Source organism: Paractinoplanes maris (genome assembly GCF_023544465.1).
Taxonomy (GTDB): domain Bacteria; phylum Actinomycetota; class Actinomycetes; order Mycobacteriales; family Micromonosporaceae; genus Actinoplanes; species Actinoplanes maris.
Genome location: NZ_JALPVL010000005.1, coordinates 600,051 through 617,974 on the forward strand (window position 1 = coordinate 600,051; position 17,924 = coordinate 617,974).

General features: G+C 71.0%; 18 protein-coding genes. 11 read left to right on the forward strand and 7 right to left on the reverse strand.

Annotated features, from left to right (window positions below; translation table 11 throughout):
• Positions 1-90: 90 nt before the first annotated feature.
• The 6 genes from NAG42_RS17855 to NAG42_RS17880 all read left to right on the forward strand — a co-directional run bounded on the left by NAG42_RS17855 (position 91) and on the right by NAG42_RS17880 (position 4,932).
• Positions 91-1,290 carry a serine hydrolase domain-containing protein gene (locus NAG42_RS17855; protein ID WP_250031426.1) on the forward strand — a complete coding sequence of 400 codons (1,200 nt, stop codon included), beginning with the start codon at positions 91-93 and terminating at the stop codon, positions 1,288-1,290.
• A gap of 10 nt (positions 1,291-1,300) precedes the next feature.
• Complete coding sequence (locus NAG42_RS17860) at positions 1,301-2,707, forward strand: APC family permease (RefSeq protein ID WP_250031427.1); 1,407 nt, start codon at positions 1,301-1,303, stop codon at positions 2,705-2,707.
• Positions 2,704-3,720, forward strand: a complete 1,017-nt coding sequence (locus tag NAG42_RS17865) for an acetamidase/formamidase family protein (protein WP_250031428.1) — start codon at positions 2,704-2,706, stop codon at positions 3,718-3,720. The genes NAG42_RS17860 and NAG42_RS17865 overlap by 4 nt, the downstream gene beginning before the upstream one ends.
• Positions 3,721-3,767: 47 nt before the next feature.
• Positions 3,768-3,989, forward strand: coding sequence for a hypothetical protein (locus tag NAG42_RS17870; RefSeq protein ID WP_250031429.1), 222 nt, complete (start codon positions 3,768-3,770; stop codon positions 3,987-3,989).
• Positions 3,990-3,991: 2 nt separating this feature from the next.
• The gene (locus NAG42_RS17875; RefSeq protein WP_250031430.1) at positions 3,992-4,528 is read left to right on the forward strand and encodes a P-loop nucleotide/nucleoside kinase family protein; all 537 of its coding nucleotides are present in this window, start codon (positions 3,992-3,994) and stop codon (positions 4,526-4,528) included.
• Between the two features lie 116 nt (positions 4,529-4,644).
• On the forward strand, positions 4,645-4,932 hold the full coding sequence (locus NAG42_RS17880) for a DUF4287 domain-containing protein (RefSeq protein ID WP_250031431.1): 288 nt from the start codon (positions 4,645-4,647) through the stop codon (positions 4,930-4,932).
• Between the two features lie 36 nt (positions 4,933-4,968).
• Here NAG42_RS17880 and NAG42_RS17885 read toward each other — a convergent pair whose 3' ends face one another.
• From NAG42_RS17885 to NAG42_RS17915, 7 genes are all read right to left on the reverse strand, one after another.
• A complete protein-coding gene (locus tag NAG42_RS17885) occupies positions 4,969-5,436 on the reverse strand; it encodes a hypothetical protein (RefSeq protein ID WP_250031432.1) in 468 nt (155 codons plus the stop codon).
• A gap of 15 nt (positions 5,437-5,451) precedes the next feature.
• Complete coding sequence (locus NAG42_RS17890; protein ID WP_250031433.1) at positions 5,452-6,399, reverse strand: RNA polymerase sigma-70 factor; 948 nt, start codon at positions 6,397-6,399, stop codon at positions 5,452-5,454.
• A 218-nt stretch (positions 6,400-6,617) separates the two neighbouring features.
• Positions 6,618-7,994 (reverse strand): FAD-dependent oxidoreductase, encoded by a 1,377-nt coding sequence (locus NAG42_RS17895; RefSeq protein WP_250031434.1) that lies wholly within the window; start codon positions 7,992-7,994, stop codon positions 6,618-6,620.
• Positions 7,995-8,039: 45 nt separating this feature from the next.
• Positions 8,040-10,778 carry an ATP-binding protein gene (locus NAG42_RS17900; protein ID WP_250031435.1) on the reverse strand — a complete coding sequence of 913 codons (2,739 nt, stop codon included), beginning with the start codon at positions 10,776-10,778 and terminating at the stop codon, positions 8,040-8,042.
• Complete coding sequence (locus NAG42_RS17905) at positions 10,745-10,936, reverse strand: hypothetical protein (RefSeq protein WP_250031436.1); 192 nt, start codon at positions 10,934-10,936, stop codon at positions 10,745-10,747. The genes NAG42_RS17900 and NAG42_RS17905 overlap by 34 nt, the downstream gene beginning before the upstream one ends.
• Before the next feature lie 108 nt (positions 10,937-11,044).
• Positions 11,045-12,187 (reverse strand): serine hydrolase domain-containing protein, encoded by a 1,143-nt coding sequence (locus NAG42_RS17910; protein WP_250031437.1) that lies wholly within the window; start codon positions 12,185-12,187, stop codon positions 11,045-11,047.
• Positions 12,188-12,265: 78 nt separating this feature from the next.
• Positions 12,266-13,453 (reverse strand): ROK family transcriptional regulator, encoded by a 1,188-nt coding sequence (locus NAG42_RS17915; protein WP_250031438.1) that lies wholly within the window; start codon positions 13,451-13,453, stop codon positions 12,266-12,268.
• A 158-nt stretch (positions 13,454-13,611) separates the two neighbouring features.
• On the opposite strand from NAG42_RS17915, the gene NAG42_RS17920 reads away from it, so the two are divergent.
• The 5 genes from NAG42_RS17920 to NAG42_RS17940 are packed head-to-tail and all read left to right on the forward strand — an operon-like array spanning position 13,612 to position 17,792.
• Positions 13,612-14,628 carry a substrate-binding domain-containing protein gene (locus NAG42_RS17920; RefSeq protein WP_250031439.1) on the forward strand — a complete coding sequence of 339 codons (1,017 nt, stop codon included), beginning with the start codon at positions 13,612-13,614 and terminating at the stop codon, positions 14,626-14,628.
• On the forward strand, positions 14,625-15,623 hold the full coding sequence (locus tag NAG42_RS17925; RefSeq protein WP_250031440.1) for an ABC transporter permease: 999 nt from the start codon (positions 14,625-14,627) through the stop codon (positions 15,621-15,623). The genes NAG42_RS17920 and NAG42_RS17925 overlap by 4 nt, the downstream gene beginning before the upstream one ends.
• Positions 15,620-16,390 carry an ATP-binding cassette domain-containing protein gene (locus NAG42_RS17930; RefSeq protein ID WP_250031441.1) on the forward strand — a complete coding sequence of 257 codons (771 nt, stop codon included), beginning with the start codon at positions 15,620-15,622 and terminating at the stop codon, positions 16,388-16,390. Before NAG42_RS17925 ends, NAG42_RS17930 begins: the two co-directional genes overlap by 4 nt.
• Positions 16,387-17,028, forward strand: coding sequence for a nucleoside/nucleotide kinase family protein (locus NAG42_RS17935; protein ID WP_250031442.1), 642 nt, complete (start codon positions 16,387-16,389; stop codon positions 17,026-17,028). Before NAG42_RS17930 ends, NAG42_RS17935 begins: the two co-directional genes overlap by 4 nt.
• Complete coding sequence (locus tag NAG42_RS17940) at positions 17,025-17,792, forward strand: SDR family NAD(P)-dependent oxidoreductase (protein WP_250031443.1); 768 nt, start codon at positions 17,025-17,027, stop codon at positions 17,790-17,792. The genes NAG42_RS17935 and NAG42_RS17940 overlap by 4 nt, the downstream gene beginning before the upstream one ends.
• Positions 17,793-17,924 lie beyond the last annotated feature (132 nt).

Below are 17,924 nucleotides of genomic sequence, written 5' to 3' on the forward strand. Positions count from 1 at the left end.
GGGGCCCGATCAATCGTTCCGCCCTGGACAGGCACATATTGGATGATCGGTCGCCTGTGCGACGCGGTCGGCGGTGCCACGGTGAGGGACATGAGACATTCGTCGATACGTACGCTCCTCGCCCTCTGCACCGCACTGGTGCTGCCGGCCGTCGTGGTGGCAGTGCCCGCGCCGGCCTCGCCGTCGTCCACCCGGGGCGACCCCGTGCTGCAAGCCGCGCTCGACGACATCGTGGCCGCGGGCGCGACCGGCGCGCTGGCCGTCGTCGACGACGGCACCCGTACCGTCCAGCTGACCAGCGGCGTGGCCCGGCTGCAGCCCCGGCAACCACTGCGGCCGACGGCGCGGTTCCGGGTGGGCAGCGCCACCAAGACCTTCGTCGCCGTCACCGCACTCCAACTGGTCGGGCAGCGCGAACTGGGACTGGACGACACCGTGGAGCGCTGGCTGCCCGGCCTGGTGCCGAACGGGCAGAACATCACCCTGCGGATGCTCCTCAACCACACGAGCGGCCTGTTCGACTTCACCGCCGACGAGACCTTCCTCGCGGCGTTCCTGGCCGACCGCACCCGGCTCTGGACACCGCGCGAGCTGATCGCCGTCGCGACCAGCCACCCGCCCACCGGCCCGCCCGGCAGCCCCTGGGCCTACTCCAACACCGGCTACCTCCTGGTCGGCCTGATCGTCGAAAAGGCCGCCGGACGCGACCTGGAGTCGCTCGTCCGGCATCGCATCATCGAACCGCTGGGCCTGCGCAGCACCGCGTTCCCCCGCACCCCGCGGATCGCCGGCTACCACGCCCACGGCTACGCCCCGCCGTCGCTGACCGGGGCCGGCTACGTCGACGTGACGCCCGTCAGCCCGTCCGCGGTCTGGGCCGCCGGGGCGATGACCTCCAACGCCGCCGACCTGCGGACCTTCTACGAGGCGGTCCTGGGCGGACGCCTGCTCGCCCCGGCTCAGCGCAAGGAGTTGCTGGCCGCCGTCCCGGTGACGCCGGACTTCGGCTACGGCCTGGGCCTGTTCGTCGAGACGTATCCGTCCTGCGGCACGGCCTACGGCCACAACGGCGGCATCCTCGGATACATCTCCTGGACCTACACCGACCGGGTGGGTCGCCGCAGCGTGGTGATCATGATGCCGACCGAGCCCGACGCGGCATTGTGGCCCGTCCTCAACCGGGCACTCACCATCGCCGTGTGCCGCATGTTCGGCCGGACCGCCCCCGATCCGCTCGCCGGCCATCGACACTCACCGATCATCGGGGCTACCGTGCGGGCATCAGCCTGAGGAGGTCGCCATGACTCGAGCGTCGGACGGACCGGCTGCGGCCGATCTTCAGCAGTTCGGCTACCGGCAGGAGCTCAGCCGGTCGCTGAGCTTCACCGACCTGCTGATCTACGGCCTCATCTTCATGGTGCCGATCGCGCCGTTCGGGATCTTCGGCAGTGTGTACAGCGGGTCCGGCGGGATGGTGGCTCTCGCGTACGTCATCGGCATGGTGGCGATGATGTTCACCGCGCTGTCGTACTCGCAGATGGTCAAGGCCTTCCCGATGGCCGGGTCGGTCTACAGCTACGCCGGGCGGGGCATCGCGCCGCCGGTCGGGTTCCTGGCCGGGTGGGTGATCCTGCTCGATTACGTGCTCGTGCCCGGTCTTCTCTATCTCGTGGCCAGTGTGGCCATGCACTCGCTGGTGCCCGCCGTCCCGGTCTGGCTCTGGCTGGTGGCCTTCGTCCTGCTCAACACGGTCGTCAACTACCTGGGCATCCGGATGACCGCCCGGGTCAACCGGATCATGCTGGTGGCCGAGGTCATCATCCTGGCGATCTTCCTGGTCGTCGGGGTGGTGGCGCTGGCCTCCGGCAAGGGTGCCGGCTTCTCGTGGAGCCCGCTCTACAACGCGGACACGTTCTCGTGGTCGGTGGTCTTCGGTGCGGTGTCCATCGCCGTGCTGTCGTTCCTGGGTTTCGACGGCATCTCGATGCTGGCCGAGGAGAGCCGTGAGGAGGCCCGCCAGATCGGCCAGGCCATGGTCGGCGCGCTGCTGCTGGCCGGCTCGCTGTTCGTCGTGCAGACCTGGGTCGCGGCGCTGCTCGTGCCGGACGCGCCCGGGTTGCTGGCCGACGGCGACCCCGAGGGTACGGCGTTCTACGACGCGGCCCGGGCGGCCGGCGGCGGCTGGCTGGCCAGTCTGACCGCGCTGGCCACCGCCATCGCCTGGGGCTTCGCCAACTCGCTGGTCGCCCAGGCGGCCACCAGCCGGCTGCTCTACGCGATGGCCCGCGACGGGCAGATGCCGCGGTTCCTCAGCCGGATCAGCGAACGGCATCGGGTGCCGGCCAACGCCACCCTGCTCGTGGCGGCGATCTCGCTGGCCCTCGGCCTCTACATGGCGAGCCGGGACGACGGCATCTCGCTGCTGTCGACGCTGGTGAACTTCGGCGCGATGACCGCATTCCTGGCCCTGCACGTCGCGGTCGTGATCCACTACGTCGTACGGCAGGGAAGCCGGGACTGGTGGCGGCACCTCGTCGTCCCGGTGATCGGCTTCCTTATCCTGTTGTACGTGGTGATCAACGCGGACATCGCCGCGCAGACCCTGGGCTTCGCCTGGCTCGGCGTCGGCGTGATCGTGCTCATCGTCTTCTATGTGACCGGCCGGCGCCCGACCCTGGCCGGCCTGACCGGGCAGGAGAACCCATGACCGAGGTCGTCAGCTACCGCCCCGGCCCGGAGGAACTGGCCTACACCTTCGGCGGACGGGAGCCGGTCCTCTCGGTGGCGCCGGGCACGGTGGTCGAGCTGTACACCGAGGACTGCTTCGGCGGCCGGGTGCGCGACGTCGGCGACCTCCCGTCGGTGGTGTGCGAGTTCCCCTACCTCAACCCGGTCACCGGTCCGATCCACGTCGAGGGAGCCGAGCCCGGCGACACGCTGGCCGTGCACTTCGTCGACATCGTGCCGGCCCGCGACTGGGCCGTGTCGTCGACCTTCCCGCACTTCGGCGCGCTCACCGGCACCCACACCACGGCGATGCTGCACGCGCCGCTCGACGAGCTGGTGTGGCGCTACGACGTGGACGTCGCCGCGGGCACGGTGCGCTATCAGGCCCGGCGCAGCGACTACAGCGTCGAGCTTCCCCTCGACCCCATGCACGGTACGGCGGGAGTGGCCCCGGCCGCGTTCGAGAGCCGCATGACGATCGTGCCCGACACCCACGGCGGCAACCTGGACACGCCGGAGCTGCGTGCGGGGGTGACGGCCTACTTCGGTGTGAACGTGCCCGGTGCGCTGTTCGCCCTGGGCGACGGCCACTGCCGCCAGGGCGACGGCGAGGTCTGCGGTACGGGGGTGGAGGCGGCCATGAACACGGTGGTCATCCTCGACCTGGTCAAGGGGGTGCCGACCCCCACGCCGCGCTTCGAGACCGACGCCGCCCTGATGTCGGCCGGGTCGGCCCGGCCGCTCGAGGACGCGTACCGGATGAGCCAGCACGACCTGGTCACCTGGACGGCCGGCCTGATCGGACTGGACACGCTCGACGCCTACCAGCTCATCAGCCAGGCCGGCGAGGCGCCGGTGGGCAACGTCTGCGACCCCAATTACACGATGCTGGCCAAGGTGGCCAAGTCCTACCTGGGCCCGGCCCGGCCCTACGACGGAATCCACGCCCGCCTCCGCGGCTCGGCCCGGGACTACCAGTCCACGTCCCGCTGAGAGGAGCCGGATCCGGCTGGGACCCAGCCGCTGGCACACTGGCGGACATGATCGATCGTCAGCCGGCCGAGAGCCCTCGGCGTAGGGTGAGCGACCGGCTCGCCCTCACCCTCGTGGCCGTTGTCGCAGCGGCCGGAGTGGCCTTCGGCGTGCTGGTTCTCCACCTTTCCTGGCCGGTCGCACTGTTGATCGCCGGATCGCCGGCCGTGGCCACGAGCACCGGGCTGCTCCTCAAGACGAAGTATTCCGGCCGGCCGGAGGCGCAGTGACCATGAAGCGACCGACGCTGTTCCTGACGGTGGGACTTCCGTGCGCCGGCAAGACCACTGCCGCCCGGCGGATGGAGATCGAGCACGGCGCGCTTCGTCTCACCAAGGACGAATGGGTGAAGGCCCTCTATGGGGCGGACAATCCGCCGTCGGCCAATGACGTGATCGAAGGACGGCTTATCCAGATCGGGCTGCGCGCCCTGGAACTCGGCACCAACGTCGTGATCGACTACGGCCTCTGGAGCCGGGACGAGCGGTCCGCTCTGCGCCGGGCCGCCGCCGACCGGGGCGCCGCGGTGGAGCTGCACTACTTCGAGGTCACCCCGGCCGAGCAGCGGAGACGAGCTGACCGGCGGCAAGCCGAAGCGCCCCACACGACGTGGCCCATGTCCGACGCGGAACTGGCCGAGTCGGCCGCCTTCCTCCAGATCCCGACCCGGGGCGAGCTCGACGGCAGCGAACCCCTGGACGACCCCCCGGCGGGCTTCCCGACCTGGGACGCGTGGCGCGCCCACCGCTGGCCATCATCGGTCTCCTGACGTCCGGCATCCCGGATCTCGGGTGAGCCACGTCACAACGGCCGGAGCGATGACATTCCGGGGCCGGGCCGGTCTGACGGCATGTCAGGCACGAACCCCAGCGGAGGGAAAGAACCATGAGCTTCCAGGCCTACCTCGACAACATCGAGGCGAAGACCGGGCTGACTCCTCGCCAGTTCATGGCGCTGGCCCACGAGCGCGGCCTCGATGAGCCGTCGACCAAGGCGGGGCAGATCGTGGAGTGGCTGAAGGACGACTACGGTCTCGGACGAGGACACGCCATGGCTCTCGTCCACGTGATCAAGAACGGGGCCACGATCAGCGACAAGCACGTCGGGACGTCCGGCTCCCATCGCGACGACTCGGACACCCTGTGGCTGGACGGCGTCGCGAACCGCCCCTGAGACGAGCCGCCGCCCCGCCGCGGCAAGGGAGACGGGTCAGACAGACGCGTAGGTCCAGGGAAGACTCCGGCCGTTGACCGTGGGGGTGATGACGAACACGTCGTCGAGCTCCCTCGTGGTGGCTCCGTAACAGACCGAGAAGGACTTGGGTCCTACGGTCGACGCGGTGCAACTCCATTCACCGATGCGGCTGATGGACGTGTTCCAGAGGTCCACCGAGGCCTGGGCCCGAAAGGTGGTGGACGTGCGGTTCTGCACGATGATCGCCGCCTGCACGTTCTTGCGGTCGGACGACCGGATGGCGCAGGCCTGAGCAATCACGTCGAGTTCGAGTGACGCGCTCTCGGCACATCCCCACTCACTGGTACTCGGCTTGATGGGACTTTTCTCGTACGAGCGCCAGGTCCCGGACGCCGCCGCGGCGGGACTGACAGTGGCCAGGCACAGCCCCAGAGCCGCGACGCCGGTGGCCGCCGCCGAGACGGCCAGTCTTGTCTTCATCATGCCAACTCCTTCTGTCTATTCCGGAGCGTGAGCTGCCGGTCGGGGTGGGTGACGACGCACCCTCCTGAACTCATGGGACGCGGCCCAGGCATCGGCCACGGGACCGAGGTGCCGCAACTTGTCCGGGTTGGACACGACGCGGATCGTCTGGATGCGTCCATCGAGAATGCCGAGGTCGATGGTGTTGAGCACGTGACCGTCGCGGTTACGCCACATCGCGCCCGGCTGCCCGTTGACTCGCTGGGTCTGCACCACGACGCCCATCCGGGCCAGCGGCTCCGCGACCGCGGCGAGCAGCCGCGCGGCCTTGCCGGCGCCCACTATCGGCTTGGGGGTTCGTGGCGCCTTGCCGCCGCTGTCACTGACCACCTCCACGTCCACGGCGAGCAGCTCCCGCAGCGAGGCCACGTCACCGTCCCGGAAGGCATCGAAGAACCGCTCGGCCAGTTGTTCGCGCTCGCGCCGGTCGGCCTCGAACCGGGGCCGGCCCGCTTCCATGTGCCGCCGCGCCCGCACCGCGAGCTGCCGGCAGGCCGCCTCGGACCGGCCGACCGCCGAAGCAACCTCATCGAAGGGGAACGCGAACACCTCCCGCAGGACGAAGACCGCGCGTTCGAGCGGACTGAGACGCTCCAGCAGCAACAGCGCTGCCGTGGAGAGCGAGTCGGCCAGTTCGGCGGAGCGTTCCGGGTCCTCGTACGGATCGTCCATGAGCGGCTCGGGCAGCCACGGGCCGACATACTCCTCCCGGCGCACCCGGGCCGAGCGCAGCAGGTTGATCGACGTCCGGGTGACCACGGTGGACAGGAACGCTTTGGCCGAGCTGACCTCGGACGGATAGGCCTGGTACCCGATCCAGGTCTCCTGGACTGCTTCCTCGGCCTCGCTGACACTTCCCAGGATCCGATAGGAGATCGCGAACAGAAGTGGTCGCAGCTCCTCGAACACCTCGACCTTGCTCACCCATGCACCTCTGCCATGGCGGTCCCCCTCCAGCCATCCCGGTCACCCTCCACCACCTGAGTCAAAACAGCCACCCGTGGTGTGACATGCGCAGCCGATCCCGTCGGGCGGGTCAGGCCGGCTTCGGCCTGAGCTCGATCGGTACGGTCCGGAACGAGCGCGCGCCGGCCCGGACCGTCGATCCGGTCCGGGCCGGCGCGAGGCTCAGGCCGCGGGTGTCAGGCGCCGATCGAGGGCAGCAACCGCTCGAGCCCGGTCCAGATGCGGGTCGAGTTGTGCGAGTGCCAGGCCGCGCCGGACCAGTAGGTGCTGTTGCGGCCCTGCAGGGCGTTGAGCCGGCGATAGAAGCCGCCGGCGATGTCGCGCGGGCCGACGTGCAGCTCGAACGGGGTGTGGCTCTTGTAGACCGCGAAGCCCTCGAACCGTACGGGATAGGTCCCGGCCGCGGCGACGCGCTCGATGCCGGCCCGGATCTCGCGGCGGACCACCGCGTCGGCCAGGGGGGCCGGGCTGCCGTACTTGACGTTGTAGAGGCCGGGCACGGCGGTCGGGGCGACCGAATAGAGACCGGGCAGCGGCGGCAACTGGTAGGGCGTCTCGGCGGCCACGTTGTCTAGGCCGACCCCCGCCGGGAGGCCGGAGAGGCGGACCACCGAGGTGTAGTAGGCGCCGCTGACGAACTTGCCGAACACCGCGCGCTCGGTGTTGTCGAGGTCGACCGCGCCCAGGTTGCGGACCAGCGGCGGGATCGTGATCAGCAGTTTCCGGGCCTCGATGACGCTGGGGCCGCCGGGGCCGGTGACCCACACCCGTACGCCGGACCGGGACCGCTCGATCCGGAGCGCCCGCGTGCTCAGCAGGGCGTCGTCACCCAGCCGGTCGGTCGCGCGCTCGTAGATCAGGCTGTTGTCCCGGGCCGCCGTGGTGAGGTAGCTGGCGTTCAGGATGTTGCGGGTCACGCCCAGGCCGAACGTGTTGATGGCGTAGAGCGCGGGCAGCCCGAGCACGTCGCCGATACCCTGCCCGTAGTTGAAGACGAAGGGCACGACCGAGCCGAAGTCGTGCTTGGCCACGTAGTCGGCGAACGGGGCGACCAGCTCGGCCGGCACCGGGTCGGGCAGGTCGATGACGGTGTCGATCGGACCGAACCGGCTGATGTCCTGGAAGTAGGCGGGCAGGGCGACCGGCGGCGGCTGGTTGTAGTCGACCGTCCGGCCGGTGCGGAAGTCCACATAGGTCGTCGTGCCGCCGCCTCCGCCACCCTCGGCGATCCGGACGAGGTCGACGTCGAACTTGCCGAAGTAGTCGCGGACCAGTGGCTCGTCCTCGAAGACGACCACGCCGAAGTCGATCGTGCCGCCGGTGGCCGGGTCGTGGTAGGTCTCGGTGTGGCCGCCCAGCCGGTCGTTCGCCTCGACGACGACCACGCTGCTCCCCAGCTCGCCCAGGCGCACCGCCGCGTACGTGCCGGCCGAGCCACCACCCAGGACGCACACATCACGCTTGATCACCCGGGGTTTGCTCGCACCGGACAGCAGGGGAGCGGCCGCCGCGGCACCCATTACGGAAAGCATCTGCTTACGTGTCAGGCCCATGAGTGCGAACAATATTCGCTTTGATCGATTCGCGGGGGGCGGATCTCAGGACCGGGTGATCAGGGCGCCGACCTCGGTGCGGGACACGACGCCGAGCTTGCGCAGGATGTTGGAGACGTGGACGGCGGCCGTCCGGGGCGAGATGTAGAGACGCCGGGCCAGCTCGGAGTTGGTCAGGCCGTCACTGATCAGCACTGCCACCTCACGTTCACGGGGGGTCAGCGCGGCCGGGCCGGTGACCGCGTCGGCGGCGTCGTCCGGGGCCATGCCGAGCCGGGTGCGGACGGCGTCGAGCTGGGCCGCCCGCCAGCCACGCCACCGGGACAGCAGGGCGGCCGCCGCTTCCGTCTGGGCGGCGGCCTCGGCCCGCCGGTCGGCCGACAGCAGGCAGCGCGCGGCTCCGACGCGTACGGTGCCCCGGGTCGCCGGACCGAGTGCCTGGTCCTCGGCGATGGACAAATAGCCGGCCAGGGCCTCGGTGTGCTCGCCGCGCGCCTCGGCCAGCTGGGCCCGGACCAGCGTGCGGTAGGCGTCCCAGACCTCGGCGTCGAGCAGCGCGGCGGCCATCGGCTCGAGCTGCGCGGCCGGCAGCCCGAGCTCGAGGGCGGCCGAGACGAGATCGTGGGCCTGCTCGCCGCTGCGCCAGCTCTGCGCGCCCAGGGCGGTCAGCACCTGGCCCAGCACCGCCTCGGCGCGCGGCAGGTCGCGGCGGCGGCAGGCGAGGTGGAACGTCAGCCCGGGAATCATCAGCGGCGGGTTGCCGGGCAGCCGGGCCAGGTCGGCGATGAGCTGCTCGACCCGGTCGAGCTCGCCCGCCTCCAGGTAGAGCCCGGCCAGGAAGACCCCGTGGAAGTCGGCCCAGCGTCCCCGGCGCCGGTAACCGCTGTCCCGCTCGCGGCCCTCCTCGAGCGCCGCGATGGCCGCGTCCAGGTCACCGGCCCGCAACGCCAGCCGGGCCCGGCCCTGGAAGTAGGCGGCCACCGCCAGCGACTCGAAGCCGGCCCGCTCGGCGTCGATCCGCATCCGCTCCAGGGCTTCGGCGTGCTCGGCCGGCGAGGTCGGCGGCACCTCCTGCACCAGCGTGTTCAGAGCCCGGGCGGCCAGCACCCACTCCCCCGCCTTCTCGGCCTCGTCGACCAGGGTGGACAGGATCTTCTGCCCCTCGGCCGACGTCTGCGCCCGCTCGCAGAGCGCCGAGCCCTTCTCCAGCAGCGCGGTCAGGCGGATGACGGGCAGGTCGAACTCGCCGGCCAGGGCGAGCGCGCGGTCGGACCAGAGCACCGCCGCCTCGAGATCGTCACGCAGGTAGGCCGACTGGGCGATCGCGGTCATCGCCCGGGCCTGACCGGCGCCGGGTGGCAGCTCGGCGATCAGGATCTCGATGTCCTGCGTCAGCTCGCGCATGGCGTCGAACTCGCGCGACTCCCAGGCCAGCCGGACCAGCAGGTAGAGCGACTCGGCGCGGTCGGTCGCGGCGACGGCGAGCCGGTGCCAGCGGCGGCTGTAGCGCTGGGCGTCGTCGAGCAGGCCGGCCAGCCAGGCCGCCCGGGCCGCGGCGCCGAGCAGCTCGACGTCGTCGGACGCCTCCTCCAGACCCATCTCGGCCAGCTGCAGAGCCTGATAAGCGGAGCCGATCGACAGATACAGCGCGGCGCCACCGCGGGCCGCGGCGACCAGGTCGTCGTACCGGCCGGCTCCGCGGGCGTGGTGCGCCACCATGGCCGGGTCGGAGGCGCCGCTGCCGAGGAGCACGTCCAGCGCCACCTCGTGCAGCCGCCGGCGCTGGCGGCCGAGCATCTGACCGGCGATGGCCTCGCGCACCAGTGCGTGCCGGAAGGCGAACTCGTCGTCCCCCGACTCGACCAGCACGCCCCGGGTGACCAGGTCGCGCAGCACCGCGATGAGCTCGTCCTCGTCCGCCCCGGCCACGTCGGCCAGCAGGTCGAACGGGATGCGGTGGCCGAGCACGGAGGCCGCCTCGACGATGCGGTGGCTGACCGGCTCGAGGTCGTCGACCTGGCGGCGCAGCACGTCGGCCAGGCTCCACGGCAGCGGCTGGTCGACCAGGGCCTCGAGGTCGGGCCCGGGCCGGGCGCGCAGCAGCTCCTCGAGGAAGAACGGGTTGCCGCCGGTGCGGTGGTGCAGGGCGGTCGCGGCGCGCAGCGGCGCCGGGGCGCCGGTGGCCGCGGCCAGGAAGGCGGCGGTCTGCGACGGGGTGAGGCGGTCCAGGCGTACGTGGGTCACGGCGTGCCGCCGGTCGAGCCGGGCCAGCAGACCCGCCGCGGGCTGGCGGTGGGTCACCTCGTCCGGCCGGTAGGTGCCGATGAGCAGCCGCGGGCCGCGCTGCTCGGCGATCCGCTCGAACAGCGCCGCACTCTCCGAGTCGGCCCAGTGCAGGTCCTCGAAGACCAGGATCGCCGGTGAGTCGCCGATCAGGTCGGCCAGCACGGCCAGACCGGCGTGCAGGCGCTCGACCGGGCTGCGGGTCGGATCGGCCAGGGCGGCGAGCTGCTCGTCGTCGACCCCGGGGCGGCCGTCGATGGCGTCCAGCAACACCTCGTACGGCCGGGAGAGCGAACCCGGCTCGGCCTGGCCGACCAGCACGGTGGTCTGCGCCGGCACGGTGGCCAGCAGCTCCTGCACCAGGCGGGTCTTGCCGATGCCGGGCTCCCCCGCGATGATCGCGACGGCCGGCTCACGCGCCGAGGCGAGCCGCGCCAGCCGGCGCAGCTCGCTCTCCCGTCCGATCATCACCGGGCCGGCACCGCCGCGGAGGGTTCGCACGAGGCCAGGCTACCGGTGGGCTCCTTCACCGGGCGCGCTCGACGGGTCCTGCGGGCGAGGCGGGCCGCCGACAGCAGGCGGGACCGGTCGGCCTCGGCGATCATCTCGCGGTGCCGGTCGTTGACCAGGTTCAGCATGAGCTCCGGGTGCATCAACATGACTTGCTCCTTCGTCCGCCGGTGATAAGTCGATCCTGGTCCGGCGCAAGGGCTGTCACATCGGAAGGGGTTACGTATCTTCGCTGGTCACCGGCCGTCTACGCATACCTACGGAGCCACCGCGGGCACGATGGTGCCGGTAAGCAGGCTCTCCGGCCCGGGCCCGGCGTCCGGGTTGTTGGTGAGCACGACGACCAGGTCCAGAGCCGGTACGACGTAGATGTATTGACCCCCGTAGCCGACGGCCGAGAACGCCCGGGCGCCGTCGATGGTTTCGAACCACCAGTGCAGGCCGTAACCGCTCTCCACGTCCGGTGGCAGCCCGGTCCGCGACGTCGACGCGGTCACCCAGTCGGCCGGGACGATCTGCCGGTCGTCCCACCGGCCGCCGTGGAGATAGAGGTAACCGATCTTCGCCAGCTCGCGGGAGGGCAGCCGCAGGAAGGCCGCGCCGTAGTGCACGCCCTGCGGGTCGACCGGCCAGGCCACGGCGGAGCGGTCGTAGGCAGCGAGCGTGGCGCCGTCCACCTGGCCGCCGAACACCGGCTCGTACGCCTTGCTGGTGTCGATACCCAAGGGCTCGAACAGTTTGGCGCGCGCATAGTCGAGCGTGGACCCACCGGTCGTGGTGGCCACGATGGCCGACAGCAGGTGCGAGGAGGCGCTGCTGTACGAGAACCTGGTGCCCGGCTCGACGATCAGGCGGCGGCTCAGGATCTGCCGCACCCAGTTCGGGCTCGTCAGCATGTCGTCCTCGCCGGCCGGGTCGCCGGCCAGCCCCGAGGTCATGGTGAGCAGGTGCCGCACGGTGACGCCGGCCAGCGGTGACTCGGGAGCCGCCAGCAGCTCGCCGACCGTCTGATCCAGACTCTTGATTTTCCCCTCGGCCAGCGCGATGCCCACCAGCGTGCCGACGACGCTTTTGGTGACCGACCGGACGTCGTGCCCCGAGCCGACGCTCAGACCGTGCCAGTAGCGCTCGTGCACGACATAGCCGTGCCGCACCACGACGACGCTGCGCACCTCGGTGAAGGTGTCGGCCACCTGCTTGTCCAGCTGGGCCATGGCCGCCGGGTCGACGCCCTGGGTCTGCGGCTCGGCCTCGGACCAGTCCGTCGTGGGCCAACCGGCCCCGGGCACGCCCGGTGACGACGGCGCGGCCGGCGCCGACGGCGCGGGCGGCGCCGGCGACGAGCTGGAACACGCGGCGGTCATCGCACCGGTCAGCACGATCGCGGCGAACAGCTTCATGGCGGCACGCTACGCCGCCCGGCGTGCTGAGCCCACGGACCTGCGTCACCTGCCAATTACGGCGGTGCGGCCCGCGGGTCAGAGGTCGGCGAAGGGGGACTTGCCGGTGGTGAGGCGGGCGTCGAGGGCGGCCGGGGCGAGGACGTGGTCGCGGACCAGATGGCCGGCGCCCGCGATGCCGGCGCGGGACTTGAAGCGGGTCGGCACGATCTGCAGGCGGCGGGTGGCCAGCGGCAGGGAACGCTGATAGACCACCTGGCGGATGCCCGCCATCAGGTCGTCGCCGGTGGTGCCGAGCAGGCCACCGAGCACGATCACGTCGGGGTTGAGCAGGCTCGTCGCGTAGGCCACGGACTCGCCCATGATCCGGCCGGCGTTGCGCAGCGCGGCCACCGCGGCCGAGTCGCCGCGGCGCAGACGCTCGGCGACGTCGCGGGCGTCGTGCCCCTCGCCGAGGTCGCGGGCCAGTGCCCAGCCGCCGGCCAGCGACTCGAGGCAGCCCACGTTGCCGCAGCGGCAGGGCGGATCGCCGAAGCCGGCCACGTGGGCGTGGCCGATGTCGCCGGCCGCGCCCTGGGCGCCCCGGTTGACCGCTCCGTCGATCACCATGCCGCTGCCCACGCCGGTGCCCGCCTTGAGGAAGAACAGGTGACGCGCGGACGGCCAGAAACGCCGGTGCTCGGCCAGCGTCAACAGGTTGACGTCGTTGTCGATGAGCACCGGCACCGGCCAGCTGCGCCGCAGGTGGCGGCGGATGTCGTAGTTCTCCCAGCCGGACATGACCGACCAGCCCATCACCCGGCCGGCCTCGTAGTCGACCGGCGCGGGCAGTCCGAGCCCGAACCCGGCCACCGCCGTCTGCTCCAGGCCCTGCTGCGTGATCAGCTCGCGGACCAGCGCGGTGATCCGGTCGAGCAGCACCTCGGGCCCGTCGCCGAGGGTCAGCCGCTCGACCCGGTCGCCGATGATCGCCATGGTCAGGTCGAGGATCGCCATCCGGGTGCGGTCCTCCCCGACGTCGACCGAGATGATCACGCCGGCCCGCGGGTTGAGCTCGAGCACCCGGGACGGGCGCCCCCGCGAGGGCAGGCTCTCGGGGCTCTCGCGGATCAGCTGGGCGTCGAACAGCGTGTCCAGACGCTGCCCCACGGTCGACCGGGCCAGACCGGTGACCTGGGCGATCGCGGTGCGGGTGCGGGCCGTGCCGGCGGTGATCAGGCCCAGGATCCGGCCTGGCCCGTCATCGGCCGTGAGAACGGTGGTCATGAATCTCCCCGTGGCGTGATGGGCCACAGTCAACCACAGCACTTTTGTCGGTCACAAGACATAACTTCGACTTTGATGGTTGACAGTCGACGTAACCACCAACACGATGAGCCGTAACATCGCCGACTTAATTCGGCAGCAGACATACAGGAGGACTCATGAAGGTCACCCGAGTCGCCGCCGCCGGGCTGGCGGCCGGCATATTTCTGAGCGCGACCGCGTGCGGCTCCGACGACGGCGGCAGCAGCAGCGGCGGGGGCAGTGACAGCGGCGACGTGACCATCGGCATCGTCGAGCTCAACCTGTCCAACCCGTTCTTCGGCACCCTGCAGAAGGCGACCGAGTCCGCGGCCACGGCCAAGGGCTGGAAGACGATGAAGGCCGAGGCCAAGGTGCCCGGCGACTCGGCGACCCAGGTGACCGCCATCGAGAACATGATCGCGAACAAGGTGAAGGCCATCGTGCTCGACCCGGCCAACCCGACCGCGCTCAACCCGGTGGTCAAGAAGGCCCGCGACCAGGGCATCCTGGTGATCACGGTGAACGCCACGCTCACCCCGATCGAGGGCGCGGACGCCACCTTCGCCACCGACAACACGGCCGCCGGCAAGCTGATCGGCCAGTGGGCCAAGGCCTCGGCGCCGGCCAAACCGCGGATCGCGATGCTCGACTTCGACCTCTCGGACGGCCCGGCCGGCGGCCGCCACAACGGCTTCCTCGAGGGTTACGGCATCAAGGACGGCGACCCGAGCATCGCCGGCTCCGCCCTCACCAAGGGCACCATCGAGACCGGGCAGTCCGCGATGGAGAACCTCCTCTCGGCCCACCCCGACATCAACGTGGTCTACACGATCAACGAGCCGGTGGCCCGCGGCGCCAACACGGCACTCAAGAACAAGGGCCTGGCCGACAAGGCCACCGTGGTCTCGGTCGACGGTGCCTGCAGCGGTGTGCAGGACGTCAAGGACGGCATCATCGGCGCGACCGCCATGCAGTTCCCGAGCAAGATGGGCCAGCTCGCCGTCGACGCCATCAGCAAGTACCTGGCCGACGGCACCAAGCCCACGGCCGGGCTGAACGACTCGGGCACGACGTTGATCACCGACAAGCCGGTGGACGGCCTGGAGTCGCAGACCTCGGATTGGGGTCTGCAGAACTGCTGGGGCGAGAAGTGACCCAGCTCGACGACGCGGTCCTCCTGGAGAAGGAGGACCGCGCCGGTCCCCTGCGGGCGGCCCTGTCGAGCCAGACCGCCGGCCCGCTGGCCGCGCTGGTGCTGGCCGTGGTCATCTTCTCGGCGACGACCGACTCGTTCCTCAACGCCGGCAACCTGTCGCTGATCGCGCAGCAGTCGGTCGTGGTCGGCACGCTCGCGCTGGGCCAGACGCTGGTCATCCTGACCGCCGGCATCGACCTGTCCAACGGCGCGATCATGGTGCTGGCCTCGGTGGTGATCGGGAACCTGGCCACCGACGGCAACGTGTTCGGCGCCCTGCTGGCCGGGCTGGCCGTCTGCCTGGTCCTGGGACTGCTCAACGGCGTCCTGGTCGCGCAGTTCTCGCTGCCGCCGTTCATCGTGACGCTCGGCGTGCTGTCGGTGCTGACCGCGGCCGCCCGGCTGTACACCGACTCGCAGTCGTACCCGATCGACTCGGCGTTCCTGACCGCGCTGAACGGCGGTCCCACGGTCGGCGGGGTCACCATCACGTACGGCGTGCTGCTGTGGATCGGCTTGACGGCGATCCTGGGTTACGCGCTCACCCAGACCGCCTGGGGCGTGCGCGTCTACGCGGTCGGCGACAACCCGCGAGCCGCCGCCCTGACCGGCATCAAGGTCAAGCGGGTGCTGCTCAGCGTCTACCTGACGGCCGCGGTCGTGTACGCGTTCGCCGCCTGGCAGGCACTCGGCCGCACCCCGACGGCCGACCCGAGCGGCTACTCGACGGCCAACCTGGACAGCATCACCGCCGTCGTGATCGGTGGCACCAGCCTGTTCGGCGGCCGCGGCGGGGTGGTCGGCACGCTGATCGGCGCGCTCATCGTCACCGTGCTGGCCAACGGGCTCACCCAGGCCGGCATCGACTCGCTCTACCAGCAGGTGGCGACCGGCATCCTGGTCGTGATCGCCGTCGCCGTCGACCACTTCGTGCGAACGAGGCAGACCCGATGACCACTGACGTCGTCCTGCAGGCCCGGGGACTCACCAAGCACTACGGGCACGTCGTCGCCCTCGACAACTGCGACTTCGACCTGCGCGCGGGCGAGATCCTGGCCGTGATCGGCGACAACGGCGCCGGCAAGTCCACCCTGATCAAGGCGTTGACCGGCGCCGTCGTCCCCGACGCGGGCGAGATCCGGCTCCGCGGTGAGCCGGTGACCTTCCGCAGCGCCCTCGACGCCCGCCGGGCCGGCATCGAGACCGTCTATCAGGAGCTCGGCGTCGCGCCCGCGCTGGACATCACCCAGAACCTCTATCTGGGCCGGGAGCAGCGCCGCAAAGGCATCCTGGGCACGGTGTTCCGCAAGCTCGACAAGCCGGCGATGCGGCGGGGTTCGGCCCGGCAGATGGCCGACCTGGGCATCCGGGTGCAGTCGATCCGGCAGAAGGTCGACACCCTCTCCGGCGGCCAGCGCCAGGCGGTTGCCGTGGCCCGGGTCGCGGCCTGGGCCACCAGCGTCGTGATCATGGACGAGCCGACCGCGGCGCTCGGTGTCCGCGAGACCAACCAGGTGCTCCGGCTGATCGAGCGGGTCCGCGAGAACGGGCTGCCGGTCGTGCTGATCAGCCACAACATGCCCAACGTGTTCGAGGTCGCCGACCGGATCCACATCCACCGGCTCGGGCGGCGCATCGCCGTGGTCGAGCCGGGCCGCACAACCATGGAGGAGGCCGTCGCCGTGATGACCGGAGCCAAGCAACCGGAGGACCTCGCGTGACCGGCTACCGACTGGCCGAGCTGATCGAGGCGGCCGGGCAGCTGGCCGCCGACGGCCGGCGCCGGATCCTCGGCATCACCGGGGCGCCCGGGGCCGGCAAGTCGACACTGGCCCAGCAGCTGACCGAGGCGCTCGGCGACCGGGCCGTGCTGGTCGGGCTGGACAGCTTCCACCTGTCCAACGCCGAGCTGCACCGCCTGGGCCGGCACGCCCGCAAGGGCGCCGCGGACACGTTCGACGCGGCCGGATATCAGAACCTGCTGCGGCGGCTGCGACCGCAGACCGACGAGATCGTCTACGCGGCCGAGTTCGACCGCAGCCTCGAGGAGTCGATCGCCTGCACCGTCCCGGTGCGCCGGGAGACGCCGCTGATCGTCACCGAGGGCAACTATCTGCTCGTCGACGACGACCGCTGGCGGGCCACGGCCGACCTCATCGACGAGATCTGGTACGTCGACCCGGGCGAGGACGTGCGGATGGACCGGCTGATCGCCCGGCACGTCCGCTTCGGGCGCAGCGCGGAGGAGGCGTACGCCCGCTCGCACGGCTCCGATCAGCGCAATGCCGAGCTGATCGCCTCGACCCGGCCGCTGGCCGACCGCATCGTGCAGATCATCAACGAGAAGGAGCCGGCATGACCGTCCTCGACCTCTTCCGCCTCGACGGCAAGGTCGCAGTCGTCACCGGCGGGAACCGCGGCATCGGCAAGGCGATCGCGCTGGCCCTGGCCGAGGCGGGCGCGTCCGTCGTGGTGGCCGCCCGCGACGCCGAGCGCAACGAGCAGGCGGTGGCCGAGATCTCCCAGGCCGGGCCGGACGCGCTCCCGGTCACCACCGACGTGACCAGCCGGTCGGATCTGGTGCGCCTGCGGGACACCGTGGCCGAGCGGCTGGGCCCGGTCGACGTGCTGATCAACAACGCCGGCGTCGGCATCCACGGCGAGTCGCTGACCCTCGACGACGAGGGCTGGGACCGGGTGATGGCGACCAACCTGGACGCGGTGTGGAAGGCCAGCCAGGTGATCGGGGAGCAGATGGTGGGCCGCCGGGCGGGCGCGATCGTCAACGTCGGCTCGATGTCCGGCATGATCATCAACCGGCCGCAGTGGCACACCCCGTACGGTGTCTCGAAGGCCGCCGTGCACCACCTGACGCGATCGCTGGCCGCCGAGTGGGCGCCGCACGGCGTCCGGGTCAACGCGATCGCGCCCGGCTACACCAAGACCGAGATCTCCGACATCGACGACCCGAAGTGGAAGCACTACTGGATCGACGAGGTGCCGATGCGGCGCTACGCCCAGTCGGCCGAGATCGCGCCCTCGGCCCTCTATCTGGCCAGCGACGCGTCCTCCTTCGTGACCGGCTCGGTGCTGGTCATCGACGGCGGCTACACGCTCTGGTGACGCCTTAGTAGGACTTTGTTAGGTCTTTGTGGTGTGTCGCTTGTAGCGGTCGTGTGGTGATGGTTGGCTGCCCGGTGTGGATGAGGGCAGGTTGGAGCAGGTCCGGGTGCAGCTCCAGGAGTTCGCTGCTGA